We start from the raw sequence: 25,437 nt of genomic DNA on the forward strand, positions 1-25,437 counted from the left end.
GGTGGGAGGGGTACGGGGGGTGCGTGCGCCCGGGGCCGGACGAGCCGGTCGTGCCCGGGCGGGTCGAGCCGGGGTGCCGCCGCGCGGGCCCTCTCCGGCGCCACCGGCACCGGCCGGGGTCGGGGTGGTGCCCCACTCTCCCGGGGCGGGTACGCCGGGTGGCCGGATCGGTCGGCGGCCACCTCCGGCCTCGGACTCGCCCGGTTCTTTCGCGCCGGGCCAGGGCTTGGCGACCCGGGAGGCGAGCACGAACTCCTTGCGCAGCGGATGGCCCTCGAACTCCGGTGGCAGCAGCAGCGGGCGCAGGTCGTCGTGTCCGGCGAAGTCGATGCCGAACATTTCGTGGGTCTCCCGCTCGTGCCAGGCCGCGCCGGGATAGACCGACACCACCGAGTCGATCGTCGGTGTCGCCCGGGGCACCCGTGCCCGCAGCAGCAGACCGTGCCGGTGCGTGGTCGACCAGAGGTGGACCACCACGTCGAAGCCTTCGGCCAGCTCGTCGACGGCGGAGAGCCAGTCGAAGAAGTCGCAGGCCAGCTCGGCGTCGTCCCGCGCGGCCAGCAGCGCCGCCCGCCACTGGAAAGCAGGTACGTCGACGGTGGCCCGCGCATGCGCCTGACCTCCGGAGACCGTCGCGGTGGCCTCGACGGGTGCGAGCAGCGCGACGAGCCGCTGGCCGGCCTCTTCCGGTGTCATGCAGCTGATCCTATGGCCGTACACGGCGTGCCGCGCTGCCCCGGTGGGACGCCATCACCAACCGCGGTACGACACCACCGTCGACCCGGTGCGTCGTCACCACCAACCGCGGTGCATCGCCACCGTCGCCACCGTCGACCCCGGTGCGACGTGGACGACGGGGTGGGGCACGCCGCCGGGTGGCAATCCCGGCTTTTCCGGCGGGCTCCAGCCGCTGCGGACCAGGATGGGGGCGTGCGCGCTGTGACTGTCATTCCAGGGGTACCCGGCTCGCTGCGGCTGCTCGACGACTACCCGGAGCCGACCACGGAGGAGGGTTCGATCCTGGTGGAGGCGCTCGCGGTGGGGGTCTGCGGCACGGACCTCGAAATCATCGAGGGCAAGTACGGCGAGGCCCCACCCGGCACGGATCACCTGGTGCTCGGGCACGAGTCGCTGGGCCGGGTGATCGAGGACCCGACCGGCACCCTGCAAGCCGGCGACCTGGTGGCCGGGATCGTCAGGCATCCCGACCCGGTGCCCTGCCCGAACTGCGCGGTCGACGAGTGGGACATGTGCCGCAACGACATGTTCACCGAGCACGGCATCAAGGCGCTGCCCGGCTTCGCCCGGCAACGCTGGCGGATCCAGCCCCGGTTCGCCGTCGGGCTGGACCCCGCCTTGGGCGAGGTGGGCGTGCTGCTCGAACCGACGAGCGTGGTGGTCAAGGCGTGGGACCACATCTTCCGCATCGGGCAGCGGGCGGAGTGGCAGCCGCGTACGGCGTTGATCACCGGAGCCGGTCCGATCGGCCTGCTGGCCGCCCTGCTGGCCAGTCAGCGCGGCCTCTCCGTACACGTGCTGGACCTGGCCACCGACGGGCCGAAGCCGGCGTTGGCGGGCGCGCTCGGCGCCACCTACCACGCCGGCTCGATCGACAAGCTCGACTTCGAACCGGACGTCATCGTCGAGTGCACCGGCGCACCGGCGGTCGTCCTCGAAGCGATGTACAAGGTCGCGCCCACCGGGATCGTCTGCCTGGCCGGGGTCTCCAGCGGCGGCCGGACCGTCGACCTCGACGCCGGTTCACTCAACCGCACCCTGGTCCTGGAGAACAACGTGGTGTTCGGCTCGGTCAACGCCAACCGGCGGCACTGGGACGCCGCCGCCGAGGCCCTGTCCCAGGCCGACCGGTCGTGGCTGGCCTCGCTGATCACCCGGCGGGTGCCGCTGTCGGAGTACGCCGCCGCGTACTCCCCCGGCCCGCAGGACATCAAGGTGATCCTCGACTTCACCGCCTGACCCGCCGGCCGGGGGACGACACCGCGTCAGATGCCGGGCAGCCGACCGTTGCGGAACAGGTCGACGAAGAGCTGGTGATCCTGGCGAGCCCGGACCCCGTACGCGTGGGCGAAGTCGACCAGGTGCGCGACGAAGCCGGCCGGGTCGGCGGCCACCACCGCGACGATCGCCTCCTCGGTCGAGTAGTCGACCAGGTCGTGGCTGGACTCGTCGTCGGCGACCGAGTGCATCCGGGCGACCGCCCGACCCAGGTCGGCCAGCACCCCGGCCAGTTCCTCGGGCTCGTTGACGTCGGCCCAGTCCAGGTCGGCGGCGTACGGGGAGACCTCGGCGACGAGCTGACCCACCCCGTCCAGCTCGGTGAAGCCCACCCACGGGTCGGCGTGCGCCTGCAGGGCCCGCTGCGACTCGGCGGTGCGGTGGCCCTGGTGCCGGAAGTAGCCGCGGACCCCCTCGTCGTCGACGTGCCGGGCGACCGCCGGCACCTGGGCCTGCTTCATGTAGATGATGACGTCGTTCTCCAGCGCCTGCGTGTGCCCCTCCAACAGGAGGTTGTACGAGGGCAGCCCGGCCGAACCGATGCCCACGCCCTTGCGCAGCACCACATCCTTGATCTGCGCCGCCAGGGGCCGGTTCTGCGCGGTCGCCGCCGGCAGGGTGTCCAGGTACGCCTCGAACGCCGCACATACCTTGGCCCGTACGTCGCCGTCGACCTCGTACACCCCGTCGCGCAGGGAGAACCGCCGCTCGTACGCGTCGATCGTGGTCTGTTCCCGCAGCAGGTCGACCCGGGTGTTGAGCCGGGCCTGCTGGAGCACCCGGCGCAGCACACCGTCGGCGTTGTCGAGGGTGATCGACCCGATGGCGTCGTCACCGCCCTCGGCGATGGCCCGCAACTCGGTCAGGTAGCTCTCGGCGAAACCCGCCACCAGCTCGCTGATCACCCGGTCGGAGAGCGCCTTGGTGTAGCCGATCAGCGCCACGCTGGCGACGAAGCGTCGCAGGTCCCAGGTGAACGGCCCGACGTACGCCTCGTCGAAGTCGTTGACGTTGAACACGAGCTGGCCGGAGCCGTTCATGTACGTGCCGAAGTTCTCCGCGTGCAGGTCACCGTGGATCCACACTCGACTGGTCCGGTCGTCGAGGAAGCGGTCGTCGGCGAAGTCGCCACGCTGGTCGGCGTAGAAGAGGCTGGCACTGCCCCGGTAGAAGGCAAACGGGGAGGCAGCCATTTTGCGAAATTTACGGCGGAAGGCGGCCGGGTCGAGCGCCATCAGCGCACCGAACTCCTGGGCCAGCACCTCGACGATGAAGGCGGAACGTTTCTCCGCGAGGTCGGTCATGAATCCGTACGCTAGCTCCCGGCCGCCACCTCGGCGGCGGATCAGGCGTTCGGCGGGCGTACCGGCGGGGCGGTCAGCGAGGCGGTGGAGCGCGGCATCACGCCGCCACCGGGCGGGAGGTCGCCGGGCGCGGTGTCGGTGGGCGGGGCGAGCGGGTCGGGGCGCGGCACCCCGCCGATGCCGGACTGCTCGGCGGCGATCTTCTCCTGCAGACGGAGGATGCCGTGCAGCAGCGCCTCGGGCCGGGGCGGGCAGCCCGGCACGTAGACGTCGACCGGGATGAGCTGGTCGACACCCTTGGTCACCGAGTACGAGTCCCAGTAGGGGCCGCCGCAGTTGGAGCAGGCGCCGAAGGAGATGACGTACTTGGGCTCGGGCATCTGGTCGTAGAGCCGCTTGATCGCCGGGGCCATCTTGTCGGTGACCGTGCCGGAGACCACCATCAGGTCGGCCTGGCGGGGTCCGTGGGCGAACGGGATGACACCGAGACGCATGAAGTCGTGCCGGGACATGCTTGTCGCGATGAACTCGATGGCGCAGCAGGCCAGCCCGAAGTTGAAGACCCAGAGCGAGTAGCGCCGGCCCCAGTTGAGCACGAACCGGATCGGCTCGCCGAGCACCGCCGGTAGCTGCACGACCGCCCCCTTCCGTTCCTCGACAGTCAACCACAGCCCTTTCGGTAAGGAAGGGCCCCCTGTTAACGCCTGGCGTTGTACAGGGGCCCCTTCTTAACACTGGCGGGTCAGTAGGACGGGCGCTGCAGCAGGCTTACGAACTCGACGAGCAGTCGCTCGCGCAGCGCCGGTGGCGCGGCGTCGAGCAGGGTGTTCACCGGTGCCATCCGCTCCGGCAGCCCGCCGCCCGCGCCGGAGTCCGGCCCGCCGACCGTGCCGAGGCCCAGCCCGGCGGCCAGGCTCGCGACCAGTTCAGCAGTGAGCGCCTCCGGGGAGAGCGCACCGGCCAGCGCGAGTAGTTCCGGTGGCAGGGTGACCGGCCCGGCGACACCGGCCGCGGCGACCGCCTCGGCCAGGTCCGCGGCGAACTCCGCCGCCCGGGGGGCCACCGCCGCGGTCACCGTCAGGTGCACGCTGCGCGGCAGTCCGGCGTACGTGAGCTGGGGTTGGGTGTGCCAGCCCCGGGCCGCCAGCTCGTCGACCAGGACGAACAGGTCGGGCCCGGAGTCGGTGCTGGTGAAGCAGACGACTGTCGACTCCGGCTCGGTGATCAGCCGCAACCCGTCGACCCCGCGTACGGCGTCGGCCAGCACCCGTACGGCGTCGCGGGTCCGCCGGGTCAGCTCCAGGTAGCCGTCGTCGCCGAGGTGTCGCAGGGTGGCGTACGCGGCGGCGATCGGCCCGCCCGAGCGGGTCGAGGAGATCACCGGGTTGATCATCGTGTACCCGGGCCAGTCGGCGTACGCGAAGTACTGCGGTGCCCGCAGCGCCGGATCGCGATGCAGCAGCACCGAGACGCCCTTCGGGGCGTACGCGTACTTGTGCAGGTCCACCGAGATCGAGGTGACGCCGGGTACGGCGAAGTCGAAGGCGGGCACCGGCTCGCCGAGGCGGCGCAGGTACGGCAGGGTCCAGCCGCCGAAGCAGGCGTCAACGTGGCAGCGCACCCCGGCTGCGGCGGCCACCTCGGCGATCTGCGCGACCGGGTCGATGACACCGTGCGCGTACGACGGGGCGGAGCAGACCACCAGGACCGTCTCGGGCCCGATCGCGGCGGCCACGTCGGCGACGGCCGGCCGGAGCGTCTCCGGGTCGATCGGCACCGAATCGATCTCCACCCGCAGGTAGTGCGCCGCCTTGGCGAACGCCGCGTGCGCGCTCGCCGGCACCACGATCCGGGGCCTGTCGATCTCCGGCCGGCCATCCCGAGCCGCCTTCACGGCAAGGATCAGTGACTCGGTGCCCCCACTTGTGACGCTCCCGACCACCTCTGGCGCACTCGTGCCCGGCCCACCGCCGAGCACCCGAGCCGCCGCCCCCACCAGCGCATTCTCCATCGCCAACAGCGACGGAAACGCAGTCGGATCAAGCCCGTTTACATGAGCACTCTCGGCGTAGGCAGCGGCAGCCAACTCATCCAGCCCCGCCACCCCCGGGTCGTACACATAGGCGAACAACCGCCCCCCATGCGTAGGCCGGTCCAGCCCCCGCAACTCCCGTACCTCCCCCAACACCCGCTCCGCCGCCAGACCGCGCGCGGGCAACGCCCCCATACTCTCGTCGATCATGGACTTGTCGTCCCCTCTTCATGCTGGTTTGCGGCTTTTATCCCGACCACAACTCCATGATCGGCGGACAAAGTGGTGGTGGTGGTGGTGAGGAGGGCTTCGGTGAGGTTGTAGGGGCGGAGGAGGAGGGTGGACAGGGCGATGAGGAGGGCAGGGAGGATGGTGAAGCCGAGGAGGACGCCGAGGCGGGCGGTGTCGGACTGGGCGGCGGCGGTGCCGGTGGTGGAGGAGACGTAGCCGGTCAGGGCGAGCACCAGGCCGTAGATGCCGGGGCCCAGCGCCAGGCCGAAGGTCTCCCCCGCGGTCCACAGGCCGGTGAAGACGCCGGCCTGACGGCGGCCGGTGCGGGCGGTGTCGTACGCGATGCAGTCCGGGAGCATGGCCAGCGCGAACACCTGCTGCCCGGCGTACCCGACACCGATCAACGCGACCAGCAGGTAGATCACGGCGGCGGGCAGCAGCGGCGCGGCGACAAGCGCCAGCCCACCGCCGGCCAGGATCAGCGACGCGATCACCAGCCCGGCGAGCTTGCCCAGCCGGGCACCCACCCGCGACCACAGTGGCATCACCACAAGCGCGGGCCCGACGAAGCAGAGGAACAGCAGGGTCGGGCCGGTCTTCGGGTCGCGCAGGATCTGGTCGGCGAAGTACTGCACCCCGGCGAGGATCGTCGCCACCCCGGCGGACTGCACCACGAAGCAGAGCAGCAACGCCCGGAACGGCCGGTTGCGGCCGGCCACCGCGAGTTGGGCCCGCAGGCTCGGCTCGCTCTCGGTGACCACCTGCTGGGGCGCGGACCGGGTGCCCAGGAACGCGCCGACCGCACCGAGCGCGATCAGCGCGGCGACGAAGAGCCCCATCCAGCGGTGTCCGGACAGGCCACCGCCGGCCGCGTCACGGACCAATGGGGCCACCGCACCGGAGACCAGGATGGCAAGCGCCAGCACCGCGATCCGCCAGGTCATCATCCGGGTACGTTCGGCGTAGTCGCTCGTCAACTCGGCCGGCATGGCCACGTACGGCACCTGGAAGAAGGCGAACGCGGTCGCCGTGGCCAGGAAGGCGACGGCGACGTACGCCCCGGCCGCCGACCCGGCACCGAACGGCGCCGCGAAGATCGACCCGAAGAGTACGGCCAGCGCCAGCCCACCGACGAGCAGGTACGGCCGCCGGGCGCCCCAGCGGGAGCGGGTCCGATCGGAGATCCGCCCGGCGACCGGGTTGACCAGCACGTCCCACGCCTTCGGCAGGAGCACCAGCAACGCCGCGACGCCGGCGGCCACGCCGAGCGTGTCGGTCAGGTACGGCAGCAGCAACAGCCCCGGCACGGTGCCGAACGCCCCGGTGGCCAGCGAGCCGAGCGCATAGCCGGCGTGCACCTTGCGGGGCAGGGCCGGTGCGCCGGATCCACTCGGCGGTGCGGTCATGGCGCCGAATGTTACTCACGTTATGGCTCTCGTCACACCCCCTCACCGGGCCGCCAACTGGCAGCTCTCATGTCCACCCGGTCCTGGCGCAGCGGCGTACCCTCGGCGAGCCAGCGCGCCCGCGCCTCGGCAGCGATCCGAGGCGGCATCGCACCGCTGGCGTTGACCACCCGGTGCCATCCGACTTCAGCACCGTGCCGGGCCATGATCGAGCCGACCAGCCGGGCGGACGTCCGACCCGAACGCTCGGCGAGCGCGTCCGCGACCGCCCCGTACGACATCACCCGACCGGGCGGGATCCGGTCGACCAGTTCCAGCACCGCCTCGACGTACTCGTCTGGTGTCACGACCAGCCAGAGTATGGGAACGCCGACGGGTGGCGCGCCGACGACAGCGCAGAATAGGCGAGTGCGCGACGCAGTCACCACGGCCCGACGGGTCGTCGTCAAGATCGGATCCTCCTCGTTGACCACCGCCACCGGCGGGTTGGACGACGAGCGTCTCGACGCGCTTGTCGACGCGCTCGACACGCGTACCGCCGACGGCCGCGAGGTGGTGCTCGTCTCCTCCGGCGCGATCGCCGCCGGTCTCGCGCCGCTCGGGTTGGCCCGGCGTCCGCGCGACCTGGCCACCCAGCAGGCCGCCGCGAGCGTCGGCCAGGGCCTGCTGATCGGGCGGTACGCCGCCGCGTTCGCGCGGCACGGTCGCACCGTCGGGCAGGTGCTGCTGACCGTCGACGACGTGACCCGACGGGCGCACTACCGCAACGCGTACCGCACCCTACGCAAGCTGCTCGACCTGCGGGCCGTACCGATCGTCAACGAGAACGACACGGTCGCCACCCAGGAGATCCGGTTCGGCGACAACGACCGGCTGGCCGCCCTGGTGGCCGCGCTCGTCGACGCCGACCTGCTGGTGCTGCTTTCCGACGTCGACGCCCTCTGGACGGACAACCCGTCACGCCCCGGCGCACGCCGCATCGCCGAGGTACGCGACGAGTCGGACCTGGCCGGCGTCGACATCGGCGGCGCCGGCCGCTCCGGTGTCGGCACCGGCGGCATGGTGACAAAGGTCGAGGCGGCCCGGATCGCCACCGGATTCGGCATCCCGGTGGTGCTCACCTCCGCCACGCAGGCCGTCGCGGCGCTGGCCGGTGAGCCGGTCGGCACCTTCTTCCACCCCAGCTCCACACGGCCGGCGGCCCGGCTGTTCTGGCTCGCCCACGCGACCTCGCCCCGGGGCCGGTTGCACCTCGACCCCGGTGCGGTCGCCGCCGTCGTCGGCCGACGCAAGTCGCTGCTGCCGGCCGGGATCACCGCGGTGGACGGGGCGTTCACCGCCGGCGACCCTGTCGACCTGGTCGACACCGCCGGTGCCCCGGTCGCCCGAGGACTCGTCAACTACGACGCGGTCGAACTGCCCGGCCTGCTCGGACGCTCCACCTCCGACCTTGCTGCGGCGCTCGGCCCGGCGTACGAACGTGAGGTCGTCCACCGCGACGACCTCGTACTGCTGTAGATGCTGGTAAGGAAGGGCCCCTTATTAACGCCTGGTGTATTACAAGGGCCCCCTCCTAACACTGTGAGGAGCATGGGATGAGCGTGACCGAGCAGGCACGTCGGGCGCGGACCGCAGCGGAGACGTTGGCCGTGACGACGCGTACCGCCAAGGACGCCGCGCTGAACGCGATGGCCGACGCGCTGGTGACGCGTACCCCGGAGATCCTGGCCGCGAACGCCGCGGACCTGGCGGCCGGACGCGAAGCCGGACTGAGCGCGGCCGTGCTGGACCGGCTCGCCCTCGACGAGGGCCGGATGGCCGGCATCGCCGACGCGCTGCGCCAGATGGCCGCGCTGCCCGACCCGGTGGGTGAGGTGGTACGCGGCTCGACCCTGCCCAACGGGCTGGAGCTGCGGCAGATCCGGGTGCCGTTCGGCGTGGTCGGCATCGTCTACGAGGGACGGCCGAACGTCACCGTGGACGCCGCCGGCATCTGCCTGAAGTCCGGTAACGCGGCGCTGCTACGCGGCTCCTCGTCGGCCGCGCACTCCAACGCGGCGCTGGTGGCGGTGCTGCGCGACGCGATCGTCGGTGCCGGCCTGCCCGCGGACGCGGTGCAACTGCTCGACTCCAGCACCCGCGACTCGGTAAAGGAACTGATGCGCGCCCGGGGCCTGGTGGACGTGCTGATCCCGCGCGGCGGGGCGTCGCTGATCCGGGCCGTGGTCGAGGAGTCCACCGTGCCGGTGATCGAGACCGGGGTTGGCAACTGCCACGTCTACGTCGACGCCGCCGCCGACCTGTCGATGGCCGTGTCGATCACCCTGAACGCCAAGACGCAGCGGCTGTCCACCTGCAACACCGCCGAGTCGCTGCTGGTGCACGCGGCAGTCGCCGACGACTTCCTGCCGCCGATGCTGGCCGCCTTCGCCGAGGCCGGCGTGACCGTGCACGGCACCGCCGAGGTGGCCCGGTTCTCCGACACGGTGGTCCCCGCCACCGACGAGGACTTCGGCACCGAATACCTCAGCGCCGACATCTCGGTCGCCGTCGTCGACACGCTCGACGCGGCGGTCGCGCACATCCGGCGGTACGGCAGCGGCCACACCGAAGCCATCGTCACCGACTCGCAGGCCGCCGCCCGAGAGTTCGTGGCCCGCGTCGACTCGGCCGCAGTCATGGTGAACGCCTCGACCCGGTTCACCGACGGCGGCGAGTTCGGCTTCGGCGCCGAGATCGGCATCTCCACCCAGAAGCTGCACGCCCGCGGCCCCATGGGCCTCCCCGAACTAACCAGCACCAAGTACGTGGTAACCGGCACCGGCCACCTCCGCTAACCCCACCCCCCGCCCCCGGCCCCCGGCCCCCGGCCCCGCGATCTTGCACTTTTGGTCGCCAGTTCGCCCCTTTCTAGGGCTTTTGTCGCGACACAAGCTGCAAGATCGACGGGCGGGGTGCGCGGCGCGAGACAGGGACGCGCGGCAGCGCGGGCGGCGGGGATCGCGCGAGGGTGGCGGGACGACGAGGGTGGGGTGGGGTCAGCGGAAGGCGCGGATTACGGCGAGGGTGGTGTGTACGTCGAACTGGTGGCCGTCGTCGCTGGTCCAGCCGCCGTCGGAGCGCTGCGTCTCGGCCAGTCGACGGCGGGCCGCGACCATGGTCCACTCCTGCTCGTCGACGCCGACGCGGCGTAGCGTCGAGGCGAGCCAGGCGGCGTCGGCGGGTGTGGACTGCGGGAGGCGCTCGGCGAGCACCGCCTTGATCCGCGCCGACTCGTAGAACAGTTGCTGGCGGTGCAGCACTGCGGCGGTGAGCCAGCCAGTGGCCAGGAACGACGGCCAACTGCCGTCGGGGTTGAGGTGTGCGGCGAGCGCCTGGCCGGCGGCGTTCACCACGCCGGCGTACGCCCCGCCGACCCGGTGGTCAAGCGGCCCGGCGGCGCGGGCGTCCAGCCCGGCCACGGTGAGCCAGAAGGCCGCGTTGGCGGTGAGGTAGAGCCGCGCCTCGGGATCACCTGGTCGGGCCCACTCGGGGGCGACGTCGGCGAGCGCCTCGTCCTCCTCCCAGCAGCCGTCCCGCCGCTGGGCGGCGGCCAGCCAGTCCAGGGCTCGGCGGGCGGCCGGACGGCTCAGCGCGCCGAGGTCGTCCAGTTCGGCGAGGCGGAAGCAGGTGGCATCGACCGACGCGATCTCGTCACCCCAGGAGGCCGGCCAGCCGCCGCCGAGGGTCTGCCCGACCTCGGCGCTGTCGAGCGTCTCGGGGGATGGCGGCGCGCCGGTGCGCAACCAGGAGAGGCGGGCACGTTCCACCGCGTCTCCGTGTGCCACCACGAATCCGATCGCGGCGTCGATGTCGACCACGGCGGTCAGGCTACCGGCGCGTACCTGATCTCGCCTCGGTGAATCGGGCAGCCGACACCGACCCGACGGCAGGTGTGAGCAGGGCGTTGCGGCTGATGTTAAGAAGGGGCCCCTCCTCTACCGGAGGCGTTAAGAAGGGGCCCTTCCTTACACCTCAGTAAGCCGGGAGGGAGGGGTCGATCTGCTTGATCCAGGAGAGCACGCCGCCCTGCACGTGCACGGCGTCGCGGAATCCGGCCGCCTTGAGCGCGGCCAGCGCCTCGGCGGAGCGGACGCCGGACTTGCAGTGCAGTACGACCTGCTTGTCCTGCGGCAGCTTGGCCAGCGCCTCACCGGAGAGGATCTCGCCCTTGGGGATGAGCGTGGCACCGGGGATGCGGACGATCTCGTACTCGGCCGGCTCCCGCACGTCGACCAGGAAGATGTCCTTGCCGGCGTCCTGCCACTCCTTCAGCTCGGCGGCGGTGATGGTGGAGTCGACCGCCGCCTCCTGGGCCTCGACCGACACCGCGCCGCAGAAGTCCTCGTAGTCCTCCATCAGGTCGGTGAGAGTCGCGTTCTCGCCGCAGAGCACGCAGTTCGGGTCCTTGCGGACCTTGATCTTGCGGTAGCTCATCTCCAGGGCGTCGTAGACCATCAGCCGGCCGACCAGTGGCTCACCGACACCGGCGAGCAGCTTGATCGCCTCGTTGACCTGGATCGAACCGATCGAGGCGCAGAGCACGCCGAGCACGCCACCCTCGGCGCAGGAGGGCACCATGCCGGGCGGCGGGGGCTCCGGGTAGAGGCAGCGGTAGCAGGGGCCGTGCTCGGCCCAGAACACCGACGCCTGGCCATCGAACCGGTAGATCGACCCCCAGACGTACGGCTTGCCGAGCAGCACCGCCGCGTCGTTGACCATGTAGCGGGTGGCGAAGTTGTCCGTACCGTCGACGATCAGGTCGTACTGGGCGAAGATCTCGCGGACGTTGTCCCGGTCCAGCGCGGTGTTGTGGATCTCCACGTTGACCAGGGGGTTGATCTCGCGGATGCTCGCCGCGGCGGATTCGGCCTTGGACCGGCCGATGTCGGAGACGCCGTGGATGATCTGCCGCTGGAGGTTCGACTCGTCGACGGTGTCGAAGTCGATGATGCCCAGGGTGCCGACCCCGGCGGCGGCGAGGTACATCAGGGCGGGGGAACCGAGGCCACCTGCGCCGACACAGAGCACCCGGGCGTTCTTCAGCCGCTTCTGGCCGGTCACCCCGACGTCGGGAATGATCAGGTGACGGGAGTAGCGGCGGATCTCGTCAACGGTCAGCTCGGCGGCGGGTTCGACGAGCGGGGGCAACGACACGGTGAACTCCCCGGAATCGATTGTGGGCAACCGGGCCATTGTTGCTCGCCGACATGGTCGTCGGCCATGAGCGGGGACACGTCGCCCGGCATACGGGAGCGGGAATAACGAACCGTCGGGCGGGTCACGGGACCAGGTCGCCGGCGTACCGCTGGCCGTCGAGGTAGGGCCAGGCGTTGGCCAGGCACCCCACCAGACCGTACGTCTGCTGTTGCATGACCGGCGCCGGGTTACCCGGGCCCGGGCACTGCTCGTGCCACTGACCGAACTCGTGCCCGACCTCGTGGTTGATCACGTAGGCCCGGTAGACCTCCAGCGGCGCCCCGTAGTCCGGCACCGCCTCCAGCCAGCGCGCCAGGTTGATGATCACCTTGCCGGGCAGCCGGCACGAGGTGTAGCCCTCGGTGCTCAGGCCACCCTCGGCACACATCACCTCCGAGGTCACCGGGGTGGCCAGGTAGATGGTGAAGTCGGCACGGTCGAGTTCGGCGACCCGCTGCACCCGCAGGTCACCCGACCCGATCCAGCTGCGCGGGTCGGCGAGCACCGCGTCGACGTCGGCCGCGAATCCGGCCGGATCCTGCCCGGTCTCCTGTTCGACGACCACCCGGTAGCGGGCGACCGGCCCGTCCACCCCGTGCACCGGCGAGTCTTCGCCGGCCACCAGGAACTGTCCGGCACCGGCGGTCGGGTACGCGCTCGGTGGCGGGCCCTGCTCCAGCGCACCCTGTACGGCTCGACCGCGGTCCTCCGAATCCCGCGCCGCCCGGTCGCCGGCCTGCGCCAACCCCACCGTGACGGCGACTGCGAGCAGCATCAGGCCGAGGGGAAGGGCGAGGTCGCGAGGCCGAGCGGGTCGGTGGTCCGGCGGTCGAGGCGGGCCCGCCGGACGCCCATCAAGGGGTGAAGAGGGCATGACCTCATCGTCGCACCCATATCGGGCCTAACCCCTCATAATCGACAGCCGTCAGCTCCGGTGCCCGGTCACAGCGGCGGCCCGGCGTAGCGCCGGCCGTCGAGGTACGGCCAGGGATTCGCGACGCACCCCTTGAGGAAGAGGGTCTGCTGCATCATCACCGGTGCGGGCTTACCCGGCCCCGGGCAGCGCTCGTGCCGGTTGCCCAACTGGTGCCCGACCTCGTGGTTGATCACATAGGTGCGGTAGACCGACAGCGGCACCTTCGCCTCGACGAAGTGCGGCACGGACCGCCGCCACCGTTCCAGGTTGATGATCACCTTTCCGGGTGCCCGGCAGGAGGTGTAGGGGCGTCCGCCGACCCGGATGTCGACCCCACCGGCCGCGCACATCCGGCCCGCAGTCGCCGCAGTGGCCAGGTAGACGGTGAAGTCGTACCGGGACGACGTCTCCACCTGACGCAGCCGCAGCCGTCCGCTGTCCACCCAGCTGCCCGGCCCGGTCAGCGCCACCTGCACCGCCAGCCCGAACTCGGCCGGGTCGACGCCCGCGCCGGACTCCACAGCCACCCGGTACCGCTGAAGCCCACCCGCCCTGCCCAGCACCGGACCGGTCCGCTCGTCGTGGTCGAAGCGGCCCCGCCCGCCCGACGGCACCCGGCCAGGCTGCTGCAACACCGGTGCCGTGGGCGACGGCGTGACCACCGGCGGCTCGGGCGACGACGGCACTGACGACTGCGGTGCTGCGGGCGGTACGACCGCTGCCACCGGCGGCGGGACCGCCTGCACCTCGTCGGCATCGGCCGCACCCGGCAACCAACCCGTACCGCCGGCTACCAGCATCACCCCGGCGCTGACCGCCACCAGCACGGCCAGCCGGGCAGCGATCTTGGGTCGATGACCGGCACGCCCGTCGACACCCTGCCCTGACCACCCTGCGCGACGGGCGTGTCGGCCCGGCTGCCGCCGGTGGCTACGAGGGATGACCATCCCGGTCATCCTGCCAGGTCGGCCCGATTCCTCGCGTCCCCCGTCTCGGTGAGCAGCCCGACCACGGCACGCGCCACCAGGCGCGGCACCTCCAGCTGTGCCACATGGCCGACACCGTCGAGCATCAACAGTCGACTGTCCGGGATCATCCGCGCGGTCTGCGGCGCCACCCGGACGTCGACCAACCGATCCCGGCGGCCACCGACGACAAGGGTCGGTGCCTGCACCGACCGGGCCAGCCGCCACAACGAGTCCGACCCCGGCAGGTACGACCGCAGGAAGCTGTAGACCAACCCACGGAACGTACGCACGTAGGCCGCCGCGTAGTGCGCCTCCTGGTAGCGCACCCGGATCTCCTCCAGTGCCTCCTGCCGGCGCTGATCACTGATCCGGCTGAGGTCGGCCACGCACGCCTCCATCACCTGCCGCGCCATCACCTCCGGCGCCATCTGGCCCAGCCGCCAGGCGACCAGCCGCTCGCCCCGGGGGACAGCCAGCACGGGAAGCATCCGGCCCTGCAACGACCGGCGGAAGTCCAGGAACGGCAGGGCGGGCGAGACCAGGGTCAACGTCCGGACCAGATCCGGTCGCAGCGCGGCCACCCGCACCGAGATCGCCCCACCCAGCGAGTTGCCGAACAGGTGCACCGGCCCCCGGTCGGAGTGCTCGATCCAGCGGATCACCCGCTGTGCGAAGACCGGCAGGGTGTACCGCTGGCCCGGCTCGCTGCGACCGAAGCCGGGCAGGTCGATCGCCTGGCCGTCGAGCCGGTCGGCGAGCAGGCCGGCCAGGTCGGTCCAGTTCTGCGAGGAGCCACCCAGCCCGTGCACGTACAACGCCGGTTCCGCGTCCGGCCGGGTGGCCGGGGTGTCGCGCACGTAGGTGACGGTGCCGTCGAGCCGTACCTGCCGGCCGGGCCAGGGTGGCGGAACCGAGTGGGCGGGCAGCAGCCGGTCGGGCGAGAGGATGGCGGGCTTCACCGTTCCAGTCTGCCCGCGTACCGCTCAGGCCAGCAGGGCCTCCAGCCGCCGATTGACCGCAGCCAGTGTGGCGCGTACCACCGCCTGCCGCGGGTCACCGGCGACCAGCGCCGAACCGGCGAGCTGCTCGACCCACCCGTCACAGACCAGCAGCACCACGACGGTGGCCACCTCACAGTTGCCGAACGGCACCACGGCGGCGTGCTCGACGAAGCACCGTCCCCGCTCGGCGGTGCCGCCGGCGCCGCGCAGCAACTCGTCGATCGACGCCGCGGCGGCGACCGCGCAGAGCCGCAGCACGTAACCGTCCACGGCGGGGCCGGTGGCGTACCCGGCGGCGCTCTGTTCCCCGGCGATCAGCCGGACCTCGACGGTGGCGTCGAGCCCGAAGGTGCTCACCTGCACGTGGTCGAGCACGACCCGGGGGCCGGGGCGACCGCCGGTGTCCAACGGCCGTGACGGCGCAGACTCGGTGGTGGTCAGTTGCCCCCCGGAGAACGACGAGCCGAGCGTCGCCGGACTTCCCGTCGGGCCGGTCTCCTCCACGGTGGCCCGGCCGCGCGGGGGTGCAGGTGCCGGACGGCGACGCCGGAACTGCTCCGTCGCCGGTTCGGTCCGGGCCGCCACGGTCTCCGCACGGGCACCCGCCGGCCGGTTGGTCGGACGCCGAGGATCGCCGGTGGACCGGCCGTCGCCGTCGCCACCCCGGTTGTCGGCGGAACGACGCCGCACCGGCACGGCCGGCACCCCCGGCACGCCGCGCGGCGCGGCGGCCAGCCCCATCCGCTCCTGGAGCAGGCGGGCGACCTGCCGACTCACCTCGGCCGGGTCGGCACCGTCGGCGAGGTCGAGACGCAAGCTGTGGGCACCTGCCTGCGTACGCCGCAACAACGCATCGCGTACGCCGTCGACACCCCGGACAGCATGGATGATCGCGTCGACGTCGAACCCCTCGGGCCGCTCACGCATCGATGCCGGCTCGTCGTCGCGGCGCAGGTGAGTGGCGATCCGGGCGAGTTCCGGCGTTTCGGCAGGTGGCTCCACAGCAGGCGGCTCCGGCACGACGGGCACATCCGGCTCGGCGGGGACGCGCTGCGGCAACACCGCCGACGTGCTGTCCGGCGACCGACCGTTGCCCGGTTCCGCCGACGGTACGGGTTCAGGCGCGGACCGACGTGCCGCGTAGGGCGCCGCGTTCGGCACACCGCTCGTGGCGCGCGTCTGCTCGTGGCGTCCGGTCCCGCCGGCACCGGCACCGGCCAGCGAATCGCCCGCTGTCGTCGTCGGGTCGACAGGTGCCGGACGATTCGGCGTCCGCTCGCTGGACACCGGGCCGAGCCGGAACGGTCGATGGGCGGACAGGTCGCTCGCCCGCTGGGCATCCGAGCCAGCATCGGGATCAGAGGCGTGCCTGGCGTCGGCCGGCCTTGCCTCTCCATCCGACCTGGCCTCTCCAGCCGACCGGGTCTCCCCGACTGGCCTGGGCTCTCCAGCCTGCCTGTGCTCCGCAGCCTGCCGGGGCTCTCCAGTTGGCGGCACTCCAGCCTGCTGTGCCTCCGCAGCCTGCCGGGGCTCGGCAACTGGACTGACATCGGCGAGTCGCCTGGCATCAGCGGCCGACCTGGCATCAGCAGCCGACCTGACATCAGCAGCCGACCTGACATCAGCAGCCGACCTGACGTCGGCGGACGACCTGACGTCGGCGGACGACCTGACGTCGGCGGACGACCTGACGTCGGCGGGCAGCCGGGGATCAGCGGGCGGGCGGTGATCAAAGGGCCGGCGGGCGTCGGCCACCGGCCAGGGCTCCGGGGCGGGCGGCCAGGGTTCTGCGGCGGGCCAGGACTCCGCAGCGGGCCACGGCTCCGGGGCGGGCCTGGGCTCCTCGGCGGGTCTGGGCTCCGGGGCGGACGCGGCCGAGCGGGGCTCGGGGGTGCCCTCCCAGGAGGTCGACGCACTGGCCGGCGGGGCGCTGGCCGGGCCGAGTGCCCAGGGCAGCCGCTCGTCCGTCCGCGGTGGGGCGACCCGGGAACCCCAGGGCGGGCCCTCGTCGGCCGGTGCGGCGCTGACTGGACGGGCCCAGGCTGGACGTTCCTCCGGATCGACGCTCGAAGCCTCCGCCGACCGGTCGTCAGCCGGACGGGGAGCCCACGTCGGCCGTCCCACTGCCGGTGGGGTGCTGGTCGGCGCCACCGCAGCATCCGGCCGGTCCGACCCACCCTGCTCGACCCAGTCGGGCGGGCCCTGCTCGGCCCAGCTGGGCTGGCTCTGCCCGGCCCAGGCGGGGCCCTGTTCAGGTCGATCGGGCGGAGACTGCTGCGCGCCCGCTTCCGGCCGCTGACCGGAAGCGAAGCCGGCCACCTCGTACGGTCGGGGCTGTTCCACGCGTACCGCCTCGTAAGGGCGGGTCGGTTCGGCGCGCACCGGCTCGTACGGCCGGTTCGGCTCGTGGGCCCAGGCCGGGCCGGACGCCTCACGCGAGCGTCGACCGGAGTCGCCCTCGCCGCGCGCCCAGGCCGGCGCCCAGTCGCTGGCCGGACCTCGCCGCGCCCAGTCGGGCTGCGCGGCGTCGGCCGGTGACGGCTCGGTCGGCCAGGACGCGCCGGTTTCGCTCGGTGACTGGTCGCCGGGAGCGACGGGGTCGGAGGACGCCCACCGGGGATCTGCACTCGACGCGGACCCGAGGTGCTCGTCCCAGCCGTGCGAAGGCCGGCTCGACTCGTCCGCACTGCGCTCGGCGGTCGGCGCGTGCAGGCCGGGCGGCATCTCGAAGCCCGACGCGGCGGTACCGACCGGCGGCACCTGCACAGCCGGCGGCGCCGAGGTCGGCAGGCCACCGGTCGGCGGCGCAGAGATCGGCACACTGCTCATCGGCGGCGCGGAGGCAGGCACAGTGCCAGCCGGTGGCGCGGAGGTCGGCAGGCCGCTGGTCGGCGGCGCGGACGTCGGCAGGCTGCCGACCGGCGGCGCGGGGCGCTCACTGGCTGGTACGGGACGCGGTGCCGGCAGGACGAGGCGCTCGTGCCCGGGATCGTGTCCGGAATCACGTGACCCGGGCGGGGCGCTCACTGGAGCGTGCCAGTCGGCCGAAGGATCATCTGAACCGTGGTGCACACCGTTGACCTGCTGACCGTTGACCCGCTCCGAGTGCTGCGGCTGCGTCGGCTCGCCTGCGGGGGCGGGAAGGTCGGCATAGCGTGACGACGCGGTGGACCACCCGGTCGGCGGCGGAATCACCCGCCAACGTTCCCCGGTCTCCTGGGAGGCCTCCGCGTTCCAGGACCAGTCACCGGTCGGTGGAGCCCACCCGTTGCCGGAACGGACCAGGTCATCCCGCTGACCCGTACCGTCGCCGTGTTCTCCCGGGGTGGCGGCACCGGGCTGTCCTGCTTCACTCACCGCGCGCTCCTTGGTCGCCCCCGCTGAGGCTACCGTGTGGCGACAGTGGCGATAAGTTACAGCGGCGGGCCAATTCCGCAAGGGGCCACCCAGGCCCCGGCCGGTTTGGGGGATATGCCGGCCCGTACAACATTCTCGGAGGTTCCCATGACCGCTGTGGGGAACGGCGCCCAGACCGCCGGCCGACCCACGCGCCTACCTCGTTCGGCGCGCCGCAAGCAGCTGCTCGCCGCAGCTCAGGAGGTGTTCGTCGCGCAGGGCTACCACGCCGCTGCAATGGACGACATCGCCGAGCGGGCGGGAGTCTCCAAGCCGGTGCTGTACCAGCACTTCCCGGGAAAGATGGAGCTGTACCTGGCCCTGCTCGACACGCACTGTGACGCCATCGTCGCCAAGGTGCATGACGCGATGGCCAGCACCACCGACAACAAGGAGCGGGTCGGCGCGTCGGTGCGGGCCTACTTCGACTTCGTCGACCACGAGAGCGAAGCCTTCCGGCTGGTCTTCGAATCCGACCTACGCAACGACCCGGCCGTACGGCAGCGGGTCGAACGGGTCGAGCAGGGCTGCATCGCGGCGATCACCGACACCATCATCTCCGACACCGGGGTCAGCCGCGCCCACGCCGAACTGCTCGCCTCCGGCCTGGTCGGTGCCGCCGAGACCGCGGCACAGTTCTGGCTGGCCGGGGGCCGCCAGGTGCCCAAGGCCGAGGCCGAGGCACTTGTGGCCGCGCTCTCCTGGCGGGGCATCGCCAGCTTTCCGCTGCAAGGTGAGTCAACCTGAACTACCGCCTTGTGATCGGATAGCCTTCGCAGGGCGGCCATTTCGCCCGACGGAGGAGGCACAGTGGAGGTCAAGATCGGCGTGCAGTACGCGCCGCGCGAGCTGGTCCTGGAGAGCGCGCAGTCGCCGGCCGAGATCGAGCGGATCGTGACCGACGCCATCGCCAGGGGCGAGGGCACTCTGTCCCTGACCGACGAGAAGGGCCGGCGGATCATCGTGCCGGTCAGCAAGGTCGCCTACGTGGAGATCGCCGAGGCGTCTCCCCGAGCGGTGGGTTTCACCGTCCGCTGACGGTCAGTTGTTGAGTCCGGCGGCGGCCATCCGCGCGGTGTGCGAGTCGGTCAGCCGCCGGATCAATGCGGCCACGTCCACCTGGTCGCCCTGAGCGATCAAGGCGGTGAGCGCCCCACGATCGGCGGCGGCGACCCGCCCCGCCTGCGAGAGCGCCTCACCGACCAGGCGCCGCGCCCACATCGACAGCCGACCGGCCACCTTCGGGTCGGTCGAGATGGCGAGGCGGATCTCGGTGGCGGCGAACTGGGCGTACCGCGAATCGTGCAACACGTCGAGCACGAGTTGGCGCTCCGGCTCGTGCAGCGCACCGGCGATGTGGCGGAGGAAATCGTCGGTGATGGCGTCGCCGACGTACGCCTTCGTGACCGCTTCGGCCCAGTCGTGCGGCACTGTCGAATCGTGGTACGCCTGAAGCGGTTCGACGTACGGTGCCATCGCGTCGTCGGGTCGTACGCCCAGCGCAGTGAGTCGGTCCGCGAGGCGTCGGTAGTTCCCGATCTCGGCGGCGGCCATTTCGCTCAACGCGGCCCGGCGCCGCAGATCCGGCGCAAGGCGGGCGTCGGCCGCCATTCGTTCGAAGGCGAGCAGTTCGCCGAGGGCCACCAGGCCGAGGAGATCGACCACCGCGGATTCGGGCGCAGTCGGGACGGACACCCGCGCAGGTTACCGCCCGCGGGGGGCGCAACGGGACGCCCGACTCGGCGTCACCACCGCCCCGGTGTGGTCGACAGACCCCGCTAGCTGGTGATACACATCACATATGACCCCGCCCGGTGACGCTTGCCGGTTCGGAATCAGGACGGCGTAAGGGCCGTTCAGGTAGCATGGAGGAGTTGCCGTAGGCGCCGATCCGGCCGGAGTCGCAGTCGATCGAGGATGGCTCCCATCCCGAGTGACGGTCGATTCCGAGTCGAAGTCCGACCCACGGCGCGCGTGCGGCCCGGTCCGCTCGGCTTTCTGCCGCCGACCGTGTGGCCCGCGCCAAACCGAACGCGCCCTGAGGACATGACGGGGCGCACCCACGAGAGGGCACCCCCAAATCCATATGAGTGAGCTGACTCAAGACCTCACCGACGGCCAGGAACTGGCCCCCACCGCCCCGGTCCGACCGGAGGCACCGACCTTCGCCGAGCTCGGCGCCCGCGCCGAGACCGTCGACGCGCTGGCCGCGGCCGGCATCACCCGCGCCTTCGCCATCCAGGAGTACGCGCTGCCGATCGCGCTGCGCGGCGCCGACCTGATCGGGCAGGCACCGACGGGCACCGGCAAGACCCTCGGCTTCGGCGTACCGCTGCTGGAGCGGGTCTTCGCGCCCGGCGAGGGCAGCGGCGACGGCCTGCCCCAGGCGCTGGTCGTGGTACCGACCCGCGAGCTGGGCATCCAGGTCGCCAAGGACATCGCGGCCGCCGGCCGCACCCGGGGCGTACGCGTGCTGCCGATCTACGGCGGCGTGGCGTACGAGCCGCAGGTCGAGGCGCTGCGCAAGGGCGTCGAGATCCTCGTCGGCACGCCGGGCCGACTGCTCGACCTCGCCAAGCAGAAGCACCTGCGCCTGAACGGCATCCGTGCGCTGGTGCTGGACGAGGCCGACCGCATGCTCGACCTGGGCTTCCTCGACGACGTCGAGCGGATCCTGGCGATGCTGCCCGAGGACCGGCAGACCATGCTGTTCTCGGCCACCATGCCCGATCCGATCGTGACGCTGTCCCGGCGGTTCCTGCGCCACCCGATCACGATCCACGCCGGGCACACCGCCGAGACCGGCCCGTCCCCGCAGACCGAGCAACTGGTCTACCGCACCCACTCGATGAACAAGGTCGAGATCGTCGCCCGGATCCTCCAGGCGGAGAGCCGCGGCCTGACGATGATCTTCACGCGGACCAAGCGCGCCGCCGACCGGGTCGCCGAGGATCTCGACTTCCGCGGCTTCGCCGTCGCCGCCGTACACGGTGACCTCGGCCAGGGTGCCCGCGAGCGGGCCCTGCGGGCCTTCCGCGCCGGGAAGATCGACACCCTGGTCGCCACCGACGTCGCGGCCCGGGGCATCGACGTCACCGGCGTCACCCACGTGATCAACTACGACTGCCCGGAAGACCAGGACACCTACACCCACCGCATCGGCCGCACCGGCCGCGCGGGCGCGAGCGGTGTCGCGGTGACCTTCGTCGACTGGGACGACATGCCGCGCTGGCGGATCATCGACAAGACCCTCGGGCTGGACATGCCCGAACCGCAGGAGACGTACCACACCTCCCCGCACCTCTACACCGACCTGCACATCCCGACCGACGTGACCGGCACCCTGCCGACCGCCGAGCGCACCCGCGCCGGGCTGTCCGCCGAGGTCGAGGAGGACCTGGGCGGCGGCCGGTCACGCCGAAGCGAACCGCGCGGCGGACGCCGTCGGGAGCGTGGACGCGGTGAGAGTCGCGAACGCGGTGAGAATCGCGGTGAGGGTCGCGACCGTGGTGCAGGCCGCGCACGCCAGGACGGCGACGTCGACCCGGTGACCACCGAGTCCGCCGACCCGACCGGCGAGGGCAGCAGCCGTACCCCCCGCCGTCGCCGTCGCCGCCGCGCCGGCGAGGTCGTCACTGGCACCGACGCCGCCACCTCGGCCGCTGACGCAGCCACGGAGACCAGCGCCGGCACCGAGAGCGCCACCGGCGAGGCCTCGCGCCCCCGTCGCCGCCGGCGCCGCCGTGGCGTCGCATCCACCGCCGGTACGGCAGCCGAAGCAACCGACTGACCGACCCGTACCCGTCGCCGCACCGCCCCTGTCGGGCGGTGCGGCCTTTTTGCCCCCGCCCTCCTGCGACTTGCCTCAGCTCCAAGGCGATGCGCGCGTCGGTGTCCCCCGAGCTCGTGCAGGCCCGGGGCGGGGGGCGGTGGGCCAGCAGGGAAGATGAGGTTATGCCCGAACCGTTGGACGTTGCTTTGGCCGAGGTCCGCTCGATGTTGCTCGGTGCCGGGTTGACCCGAGCCGTAGCCGCCGGTCGACGGCGTGGTCAACGTCCTTCGGTGGTCCGGGCGGAGCTGCGGCCGGTCGCGCTCAAGGTCGGCTCTCGGTTGCAGATTGTCACTTCCGACGGAGCGCGGCCGTACACCCGCAATGTGGCGCCGGGTCCGGAGTCGGACTCGGCGATCGAGGCGCTGTTGGCCGAGCCTTTCGGCAACTGGCATGTCGAGACCATCGACCTCACGCTGCAACTACGGGTCACCAAGTCGGGCGAGGCGCAGGTGCACCGCAAGCGGACGGCACCGCCGGTCCAGGCCGACGGCGACCAGCCTGCCGCACAGCAGCAGGCCGCCACCACGACCCAACACCAGCAGACCGGTACGACACACGGCCAACAACCAGCCGGCACGACAGAACGCCAGCAGCAAGCCGCCAGCACGACACAGCGCCAGCAACAGGCCGGGGCGACAGAACGCCAGCAGCAGGAATCGGCGTCCCAGCAGCCGGCTGTCGCGGTGCCGGGTGGGCATGACCGGGCCAAGGCGTACCTGCTCGATCCGGGGGACCCGATCTTCGCGGAGATCGGCGGTTCGGCAGCCAAGCGGCGGCAGGTGGACGCCTTCCTGCGGGCGCTGGCTGCCACGTTGCCCGGTGAGCTGACCGGGCCGCTGCGGGTGATCGATCTCGGCTGCGGCAACGCGTACCTGACCTTCGCCGCGTACCGGTACCTGTCGCAGCGTGGTCTGCAGGTGGAACTGGTCGGTGTGGACGTACGCGAGGATCAGCGCCGCCGTAACACCGAGTTGGCCGAGCGGCTCGGCTGGGCCGATCGGGTGCGTTTCGTCGCCGGCACTATTGCCGACGCCGTCGTCGAGCCGGCGCCTGATCTCGTACTCGCGCTGCATGCTTGCGACACCGCCACCGACGAGGCGCTGGCGCGGGCGGTGCGGTGGGGGGCGCGGTGGGTACTTGCCGCACCGTGTTGCCATCACGACGTGGCGGCGCAGCTTCGTGCCGGTGGGACGCCGGCGCCGTACGGGCTGCTGACCCGGCAGGGCATCCTGCGGGAGCGTTTCGCGGACGTCCTCACCGACGCGCTGCGTGCCGCGCTGCTGCGGCTGCACGGCTACCGGGCCGAGGTGGTCGAGTTCGTCGATTCCGCGCATACTCCGCGTAACCTGCTCATCCGGGCCCGGCGTACGGGTGCCGCCCCGACCCGCGATCAACAGGCGGAATACCGACAGTTGGTCGATCAGTGGCGTGTCGCACCCCGGCTGGAGACCCTGCTCAGTCAGGATCCTGTGGATCGTTAGGCGGCTACGGGTCCCGCCACCGAGACCACTCGGTCGGTCAGTCAATTGTTTCCTGCTTCTCCCGTACTACTCTCGAAGAACGCACCGTCAGGTGCCGGTCGGGAGGGAAGACCCACCGGATGGGTTCGGCAGAAATATCGCCACAGATGGCGTTTGCGCGCTTCGTGCGCCGGGCTATCGACGACGCCCGCGAGGAACGTGGGTGGACCGTCACGGACCTGGCCGCGCACACCGGAGTCGGTCGTTCCACCGTCTTTCGCTGGCTGGCCGGCGACTGGCAGGACTACCCGGAGCTGGCCAAGGTACGCGGCTTCTGCGCCGCCCTGGACCTGCCGGTCACGGCAGCATTCCGCGCGCTCGGCCTGCCGGACACCGGCTCAGGGCCGGTGCGACTGGGCAGCGAGGGCCCGGTCGAGGCGGACGTCCGGGTGATCCTTCAACGGCTGGCGGATCCGACCGTGCCGGCCGAGGAGAAGCACCACATCCGTGACCTGCTGCGCTACCTCGCCCGCCGCCCGATCCGCCGCGCCGGCTGACGTACGCACCAGCCGCCGACCGTTCCCCTGCCCTGCGGGTCAGCGCACCAGCACGGTGAACTCGGCGGTGCGCACCACACCGCCGGTGGCGAAGTCCAGGTAGAGGCGGTAACGCCCCGGCCCGGGCGTGGTCAGCCAGAACTGGATCGCACCGTCCACAAGCTCCGGCTCCGGGTGCACGTGCAGATAGCCGAGGTCACCCTCGCGCAGCGCGACCAGGTGGCCGAACGTCCCGAGATAATGCTCCAGGGTCGGGCTGCTGCCGTCCGTGTCGGTGACCCGGAAGCTGACCGGCACGGTGAGGCCGGGCTCCGGGCTGCCCTGGTAACCCACGGTCAACCCGTCGACGGTGGTGCTGGGCGCAGGCTCGGGAAGGGCGCGTGGCGCGTACGCCCCGGGTGCGACCAGGTCCACGCCGAGGGTCGTCGCGGTCTGCCGGCCGTCGTCGGCGAGGGCCGTGAAGTCGGCGTACGCCCGCCAGATGCCCGGCTGCGGCAGGGTCAGCGGCACCGACCAGGTGCCGTCGGCCGCCATGGTCGGGTGCAGGTGCTGGTAGCCGCTCAGGTCACGGCGTACCACGATCACGTGCATCGGCTTGTCGTGCACCACCGCGAACCGGGTCACCGGTCGACGTTGCCCGTCCTGGATGCGGAAGCGCAGCTCACCGGCCTGCCCGGCGGTGAATTCGGCGGCCAGCGGTACGAGGGTGTAGCCGGCACGGCTGACTGCCAGGCCGCCCGCCTCGGTCGCCTCCGCCTGCCCCGCCTCGTGCGAGTGGGCACCGGTTCCCGGCGCGTGGGTGTGGCCGGTCAGCGCGCTGTCCAGTGGCCCGCTCGCCGCCACCGCCCCGCCGCTGTTGATCCGACCGAGCCCGAACCCGAGCAGTACGGCCAGCACCAGGCCACCGACCACAAGCGCCAGCCGGACCGTCCCCCCGTCGGGTGCCGCCGCAGCCGGGTCACCGTCACCGACAGCCACCACAGACTCCGGCAGATCCCCCTGCTCAGCCCGCTTCTCGTCCCCCCGCACCGACCCGAGCACGCACGTTCTCCCTCCCGCTCCCCACCCACCGTAACCACC

The 25,437-nt window shown here is 72.0% G+C and carries 20 protein-coding genes and 2 pseudogenes; 8 read left to right on the top strand and 14 right to left on the bottom strand.

Features of this window, described 5'->3' with window-relative positions; translation table 11 throughout:
* The coding region (locus C1A38_RS25795) for an NADH-quinone oxidoreductase subunit C (RefSeq protein ID WP_233197020.1) at positions 1-696 on the bottom strand (696 nt) is incomplete at its 3' end.
* Between the two features lie 234 nt (positions 697-930).
* On the opposite strand from C1A38_RS25795, the gene C1A38_RS25800 reads away from it, so the two are divergent.
* Positions 931-1,977, top strand: coding sequence for a glucose 1-dehydrogenase (locus C1A38_RS25800; protein ID WP_102660311.1), 1,047 nt, complete (start codon positions 931-933; stop codon positions 1,975-1,977).
* Between the two features lie 26 nt (positions 1,978-2,003).
* On the opposite strand, the gene C1A38_RS25805 is transcribed toward C1A38_RS25800, so the two are convergent.
* The 5 genes from C1A38_RS25805 to C1A38_RS25825 all read right to left on the bottom strand — a co-directional run bounded on the left by C1A38_RS25805 (position 2,004) and on the right by C1A38_RS25825 (position 7,336).
* Positions 2,004-3,320, bottom strand: a complete 1,317-nt coding sequence (locus tag C1A38_RS25805; RefSeq protein WP_102660312.1) for a DUF2252 domain-containing protein — start codon at positions 3,318-3,320, stop codon at positions 2,004-2,006.
* Positions 3,321-3,361: 41 nt separating this feature from the next.
* Positions 3,362-3,955, bottom strand: coding sequence for an NADH-quinone oxidoreductase subunit B (locus tag C1A38_RS25810; RefSeq protein WP_102660313.1), 594 nt, complete (start codon positions 3,953-3,955; stop codon positions 3,362-3,364).
* Positions 3,956-4,062: 107 nt separating this feature from the next.
* Positions 4,063-5,562 carry a pyridoxal phosphate-dependent decarboxylase family protein gene (locus C1A38_RS25815; protein WP_102660314.1) on the bottom strand — a complete coding sequence of 500 codons (1,500 nt, stop codon included), beginning with the start codon at positions 5,560-5,562 and terminating at the stop codon, positions 4,063-4,065.
* Positions 5,559-6,989, bottom strand: coding sequence for an MFS transporter (locus tag C1A38_RS25820; RefSeq protein WP_102660315.1), 1,431 nt, complete (start codon positions 6,987-6,989; stop codon positions 5,559-5,561). The genes C1A38_RS25815 and C1A38_RS25820 overlap by 4 nt, the downstream gene beginning before the upstream one ends.
* Before the next feature lie 32 nt (positions 6,990-7,021).
* Positions 7,022-7,336, bottom strand: coding sequence for an MGMT family protein (locus C1A38_RS25825; protein WP_102660316.1), 315 nt, complete (start codon positions 7,334-7,336; stop codon positions 7,022-7,024).
* 61 nt (positions 7,337-7,397) lie between these two features.
* On the opposite strand from C1A38_RS25825, the gene proB reads away from it, so the two are divergent.
* Positions 7,398-8,507, top strand: coding sequence for a glutamate 5-kinase (proB, locus tag C1A38_RS25830; RefSeq protein ID WP_199180331.1), 1,110 nt, complete (start codon positions 7,398-7,400; stop codon positions 8,505-8,507).
* Between the two features lie 77 nt (positions 8,508-8,584).
* Positions 8,585-9,826 carry a glutamate-5-semialdehyde dehydrogenase gene (locus C1A38_RS25835; RefSeq protein WP_102660318.1) on the top strand — a complete coding sequence of 414 codons (1,242 nt, stop codon included), beginning with the start codon at positions 8,585-8,587 and terminating at the stop codon, positions 9,824-9,826.
* Positions 9,827-10,027: 201 nt separating this feature from the next.
* Here the strand turns inward: C1A38_RS25835 and C1A38_RS25840 are convergent, their stop codons facing one another.
* From C1A38_RS25840 to C1A38_RS25865, 6 genes and pseudogenes are all read right to left on the bottom strand, one after another.
* Positions 10,028-10,849 carry a prenyltransferase/squalene oxidase repeat-containing protein gene (locus tag C1A38_RS25840; protein WP_199180332.1) on the bottom strand — a complete coding sequence of 274 codons (822 nt, stop codon included), beginning with the start codon at positions 10,847-10,849 and terminating at the stop codon, positions 10,028-10,030.
* Positions 10,850-11,003: 154 nt separating this feature from the next.
* On the bottom strand, positions 11,004-12,224 hold the full coding sequence (gene moeZ / locus C1A38_RS25845; protein WP_199180333.1) for an adenylyltransferase/sulfurtransferase MoeZ: 1,221 nt from the start codon (positions 12,222-12,224) through the stop codon (positions 11,004-11,006).
* 85 nt (positions 12,225-12,309) lie between these two features.
* Complete coding sequence (locus C1A38_RS25850; RefSeq protein ID WP_233197021.1) at positions 12,310-13,002, bottom strand: DUF3152 domain-containing protein; 693 nt, start codon at positions 13,000-13,002, stop codon at positions 12,310-12,312.
* Between the two features lie 167 nt (positions 13,003-13,169).
* Complete coding sequence (locus tag C1A38_RS25855) at positions 13,170-14,090, bottom strand: DUF3152 domain-containing protein (protein ID WP_233197022.1); 921 nt, start codon at positions 14,088-14,090, stop codon at positions 13,170-13,172.
* Between the two features lie 5 nt (positions 14,091-14,095).
* Positions 14,096-15,070 carry an alpha/beta fold hydrolase gene (locus C1A38_RS25860; RefSeq protein WP_102660322.1) on the bottom strand — a complete coding sequence of 325 codons (975 nt, stop codon included), beginning with the start codon at positions 15,068-15,070 and terminating at the stop codon, positions 14,096-14,098.
* A 24-nt stretch (positions 15,071-15,094) separates the two neighbouring features.
* Positions 15,095-16,345, bottom strand: a pseudogene (locus C1A38_RS25865) (hypothetical protein); the annotation flags it as partial.
* Positions 16,346-18,616: 2,271 nt separating this feature from the next.
* Here C1A38_RS25865 and C1A38_RS25870 point away from each other — a divergent pair.
* Together C1A38_RS25870 and C1A38_RS25875 are read left to right on the top strand one after the other, a co-directional pair.
* Positions 18,617-19,255 carry a TetR/AcrR family transcriptional regulator gene (locus C1A38_RS25870; RefSeq protein ID WP_102660323.1) on the top strand — a complete coding sequence of 213 codons (639 nt, stop codon included), beginning with the start codon at positions 18,617-18,619 and terminating at the stop codon, positions 19,253-19,255.
* A 63-nt stretch (positions 19,256-19,318) separates the two neighbouring features.
* The gene (locus C1A38_RS25875; protein ID WP_102660324.1) at positions 19,319-19,546 is read left to right on the top strand and encodes a DUF3107 domain-containing protein; all 228 of its coding nucleotides are present in this window, start codon (positions 19,319-19,321) and stop codon (positions 19,544-19,546) included.
* Positions 19,547-19,549: 3 nt separating this feature from the next.
* On the opposite strand, the gene C1A38_RS25880 is transcribed toward C1A38_RS25875, so the two are convergent.
* Positions 19,550-20,203: a ferritin-like fold-containing protein gene (locus C1A38_RS25880; protein WP_102660325.1), complete on the bottom strand. Its 654-nt coding sequence runs from the start codon at positions 20,201-20,203 to the stop codon at positions 19,550-19,552.
* A gap of 391 nt (positions 20,204-20,594) precedes the next feature.
* On the opposite strand from C1A38_RS25880, the gene C1A38_RS25885 reads away from it, so the two are divergent.
* From C1A38_RS25885 to C1A38_RS25895, 3 genes and pseudogenes are all read left to right on the top strand, one after another.
* Positions 20,595-22,298 (top strand): DEAD/DEAH box helicase, encoded by a 1,704-nt coding sequence (locus tag C1A38_RS25885; RefSeq protein ID WP_102660326.1) that lies wholly within the window; start codon positions 20,595-20,597, stop codon positions 22,296-22,298.
* A gap of 266 nt (positions 22,299-22,564) precedes the next feature.
* A pseudogene (locus tag C1A38_RS25890) lies at positions 22,565-23,821 on the top strand (class I SAM-dependent methyltransferase); the annotation flags it as partial.
* A 119-nt stretch (positions 23,822-23,940) separates the two neighbouring features.
* Positions 23,941-24,357: a helix-turn-helix domain-containing protein gene (locus C1A38_RS25895; RefSeq protein WP_102660328.1), complete on the top strand. Its 417-nt coding sequence runs from the start codon at positions 23,941-23,943 to the stop codon at positions 24,355-24,357.
* 39 nt (positions 24,358-24,396) lie between these two features.
* On the opposite strand, the gene C1A38_RS25900 is transcribed toward C1A38_RS25895, so the two are convergent.
* Positions 24,397-25,398 (bottom strand): DUF8832 domain-containing protein, encoded by a 1,002-nt coding sequence (locus C1A38_RS25900; RefSeq protein ID WP_102660329.1) that lies wholly within the window; start codon positions 25,396-25,398, stop codon positions 24,397-24,399.
* Positions 25,399-25,437 lie beyond the last annotated feature (39 nt).

Origin of the sequence: Verrucosispora sp. ts21, from assembly GCF_002879555.1 — a bacterium.
In the GTDB taxonomy this organism is placed as follows: domain Bacteria; phylum Actinomycetota; class Actinomycetes; order Mycobacteriales; family Micromonosporaceae; genus Micromonospora; species Micromonospora gifhornensis.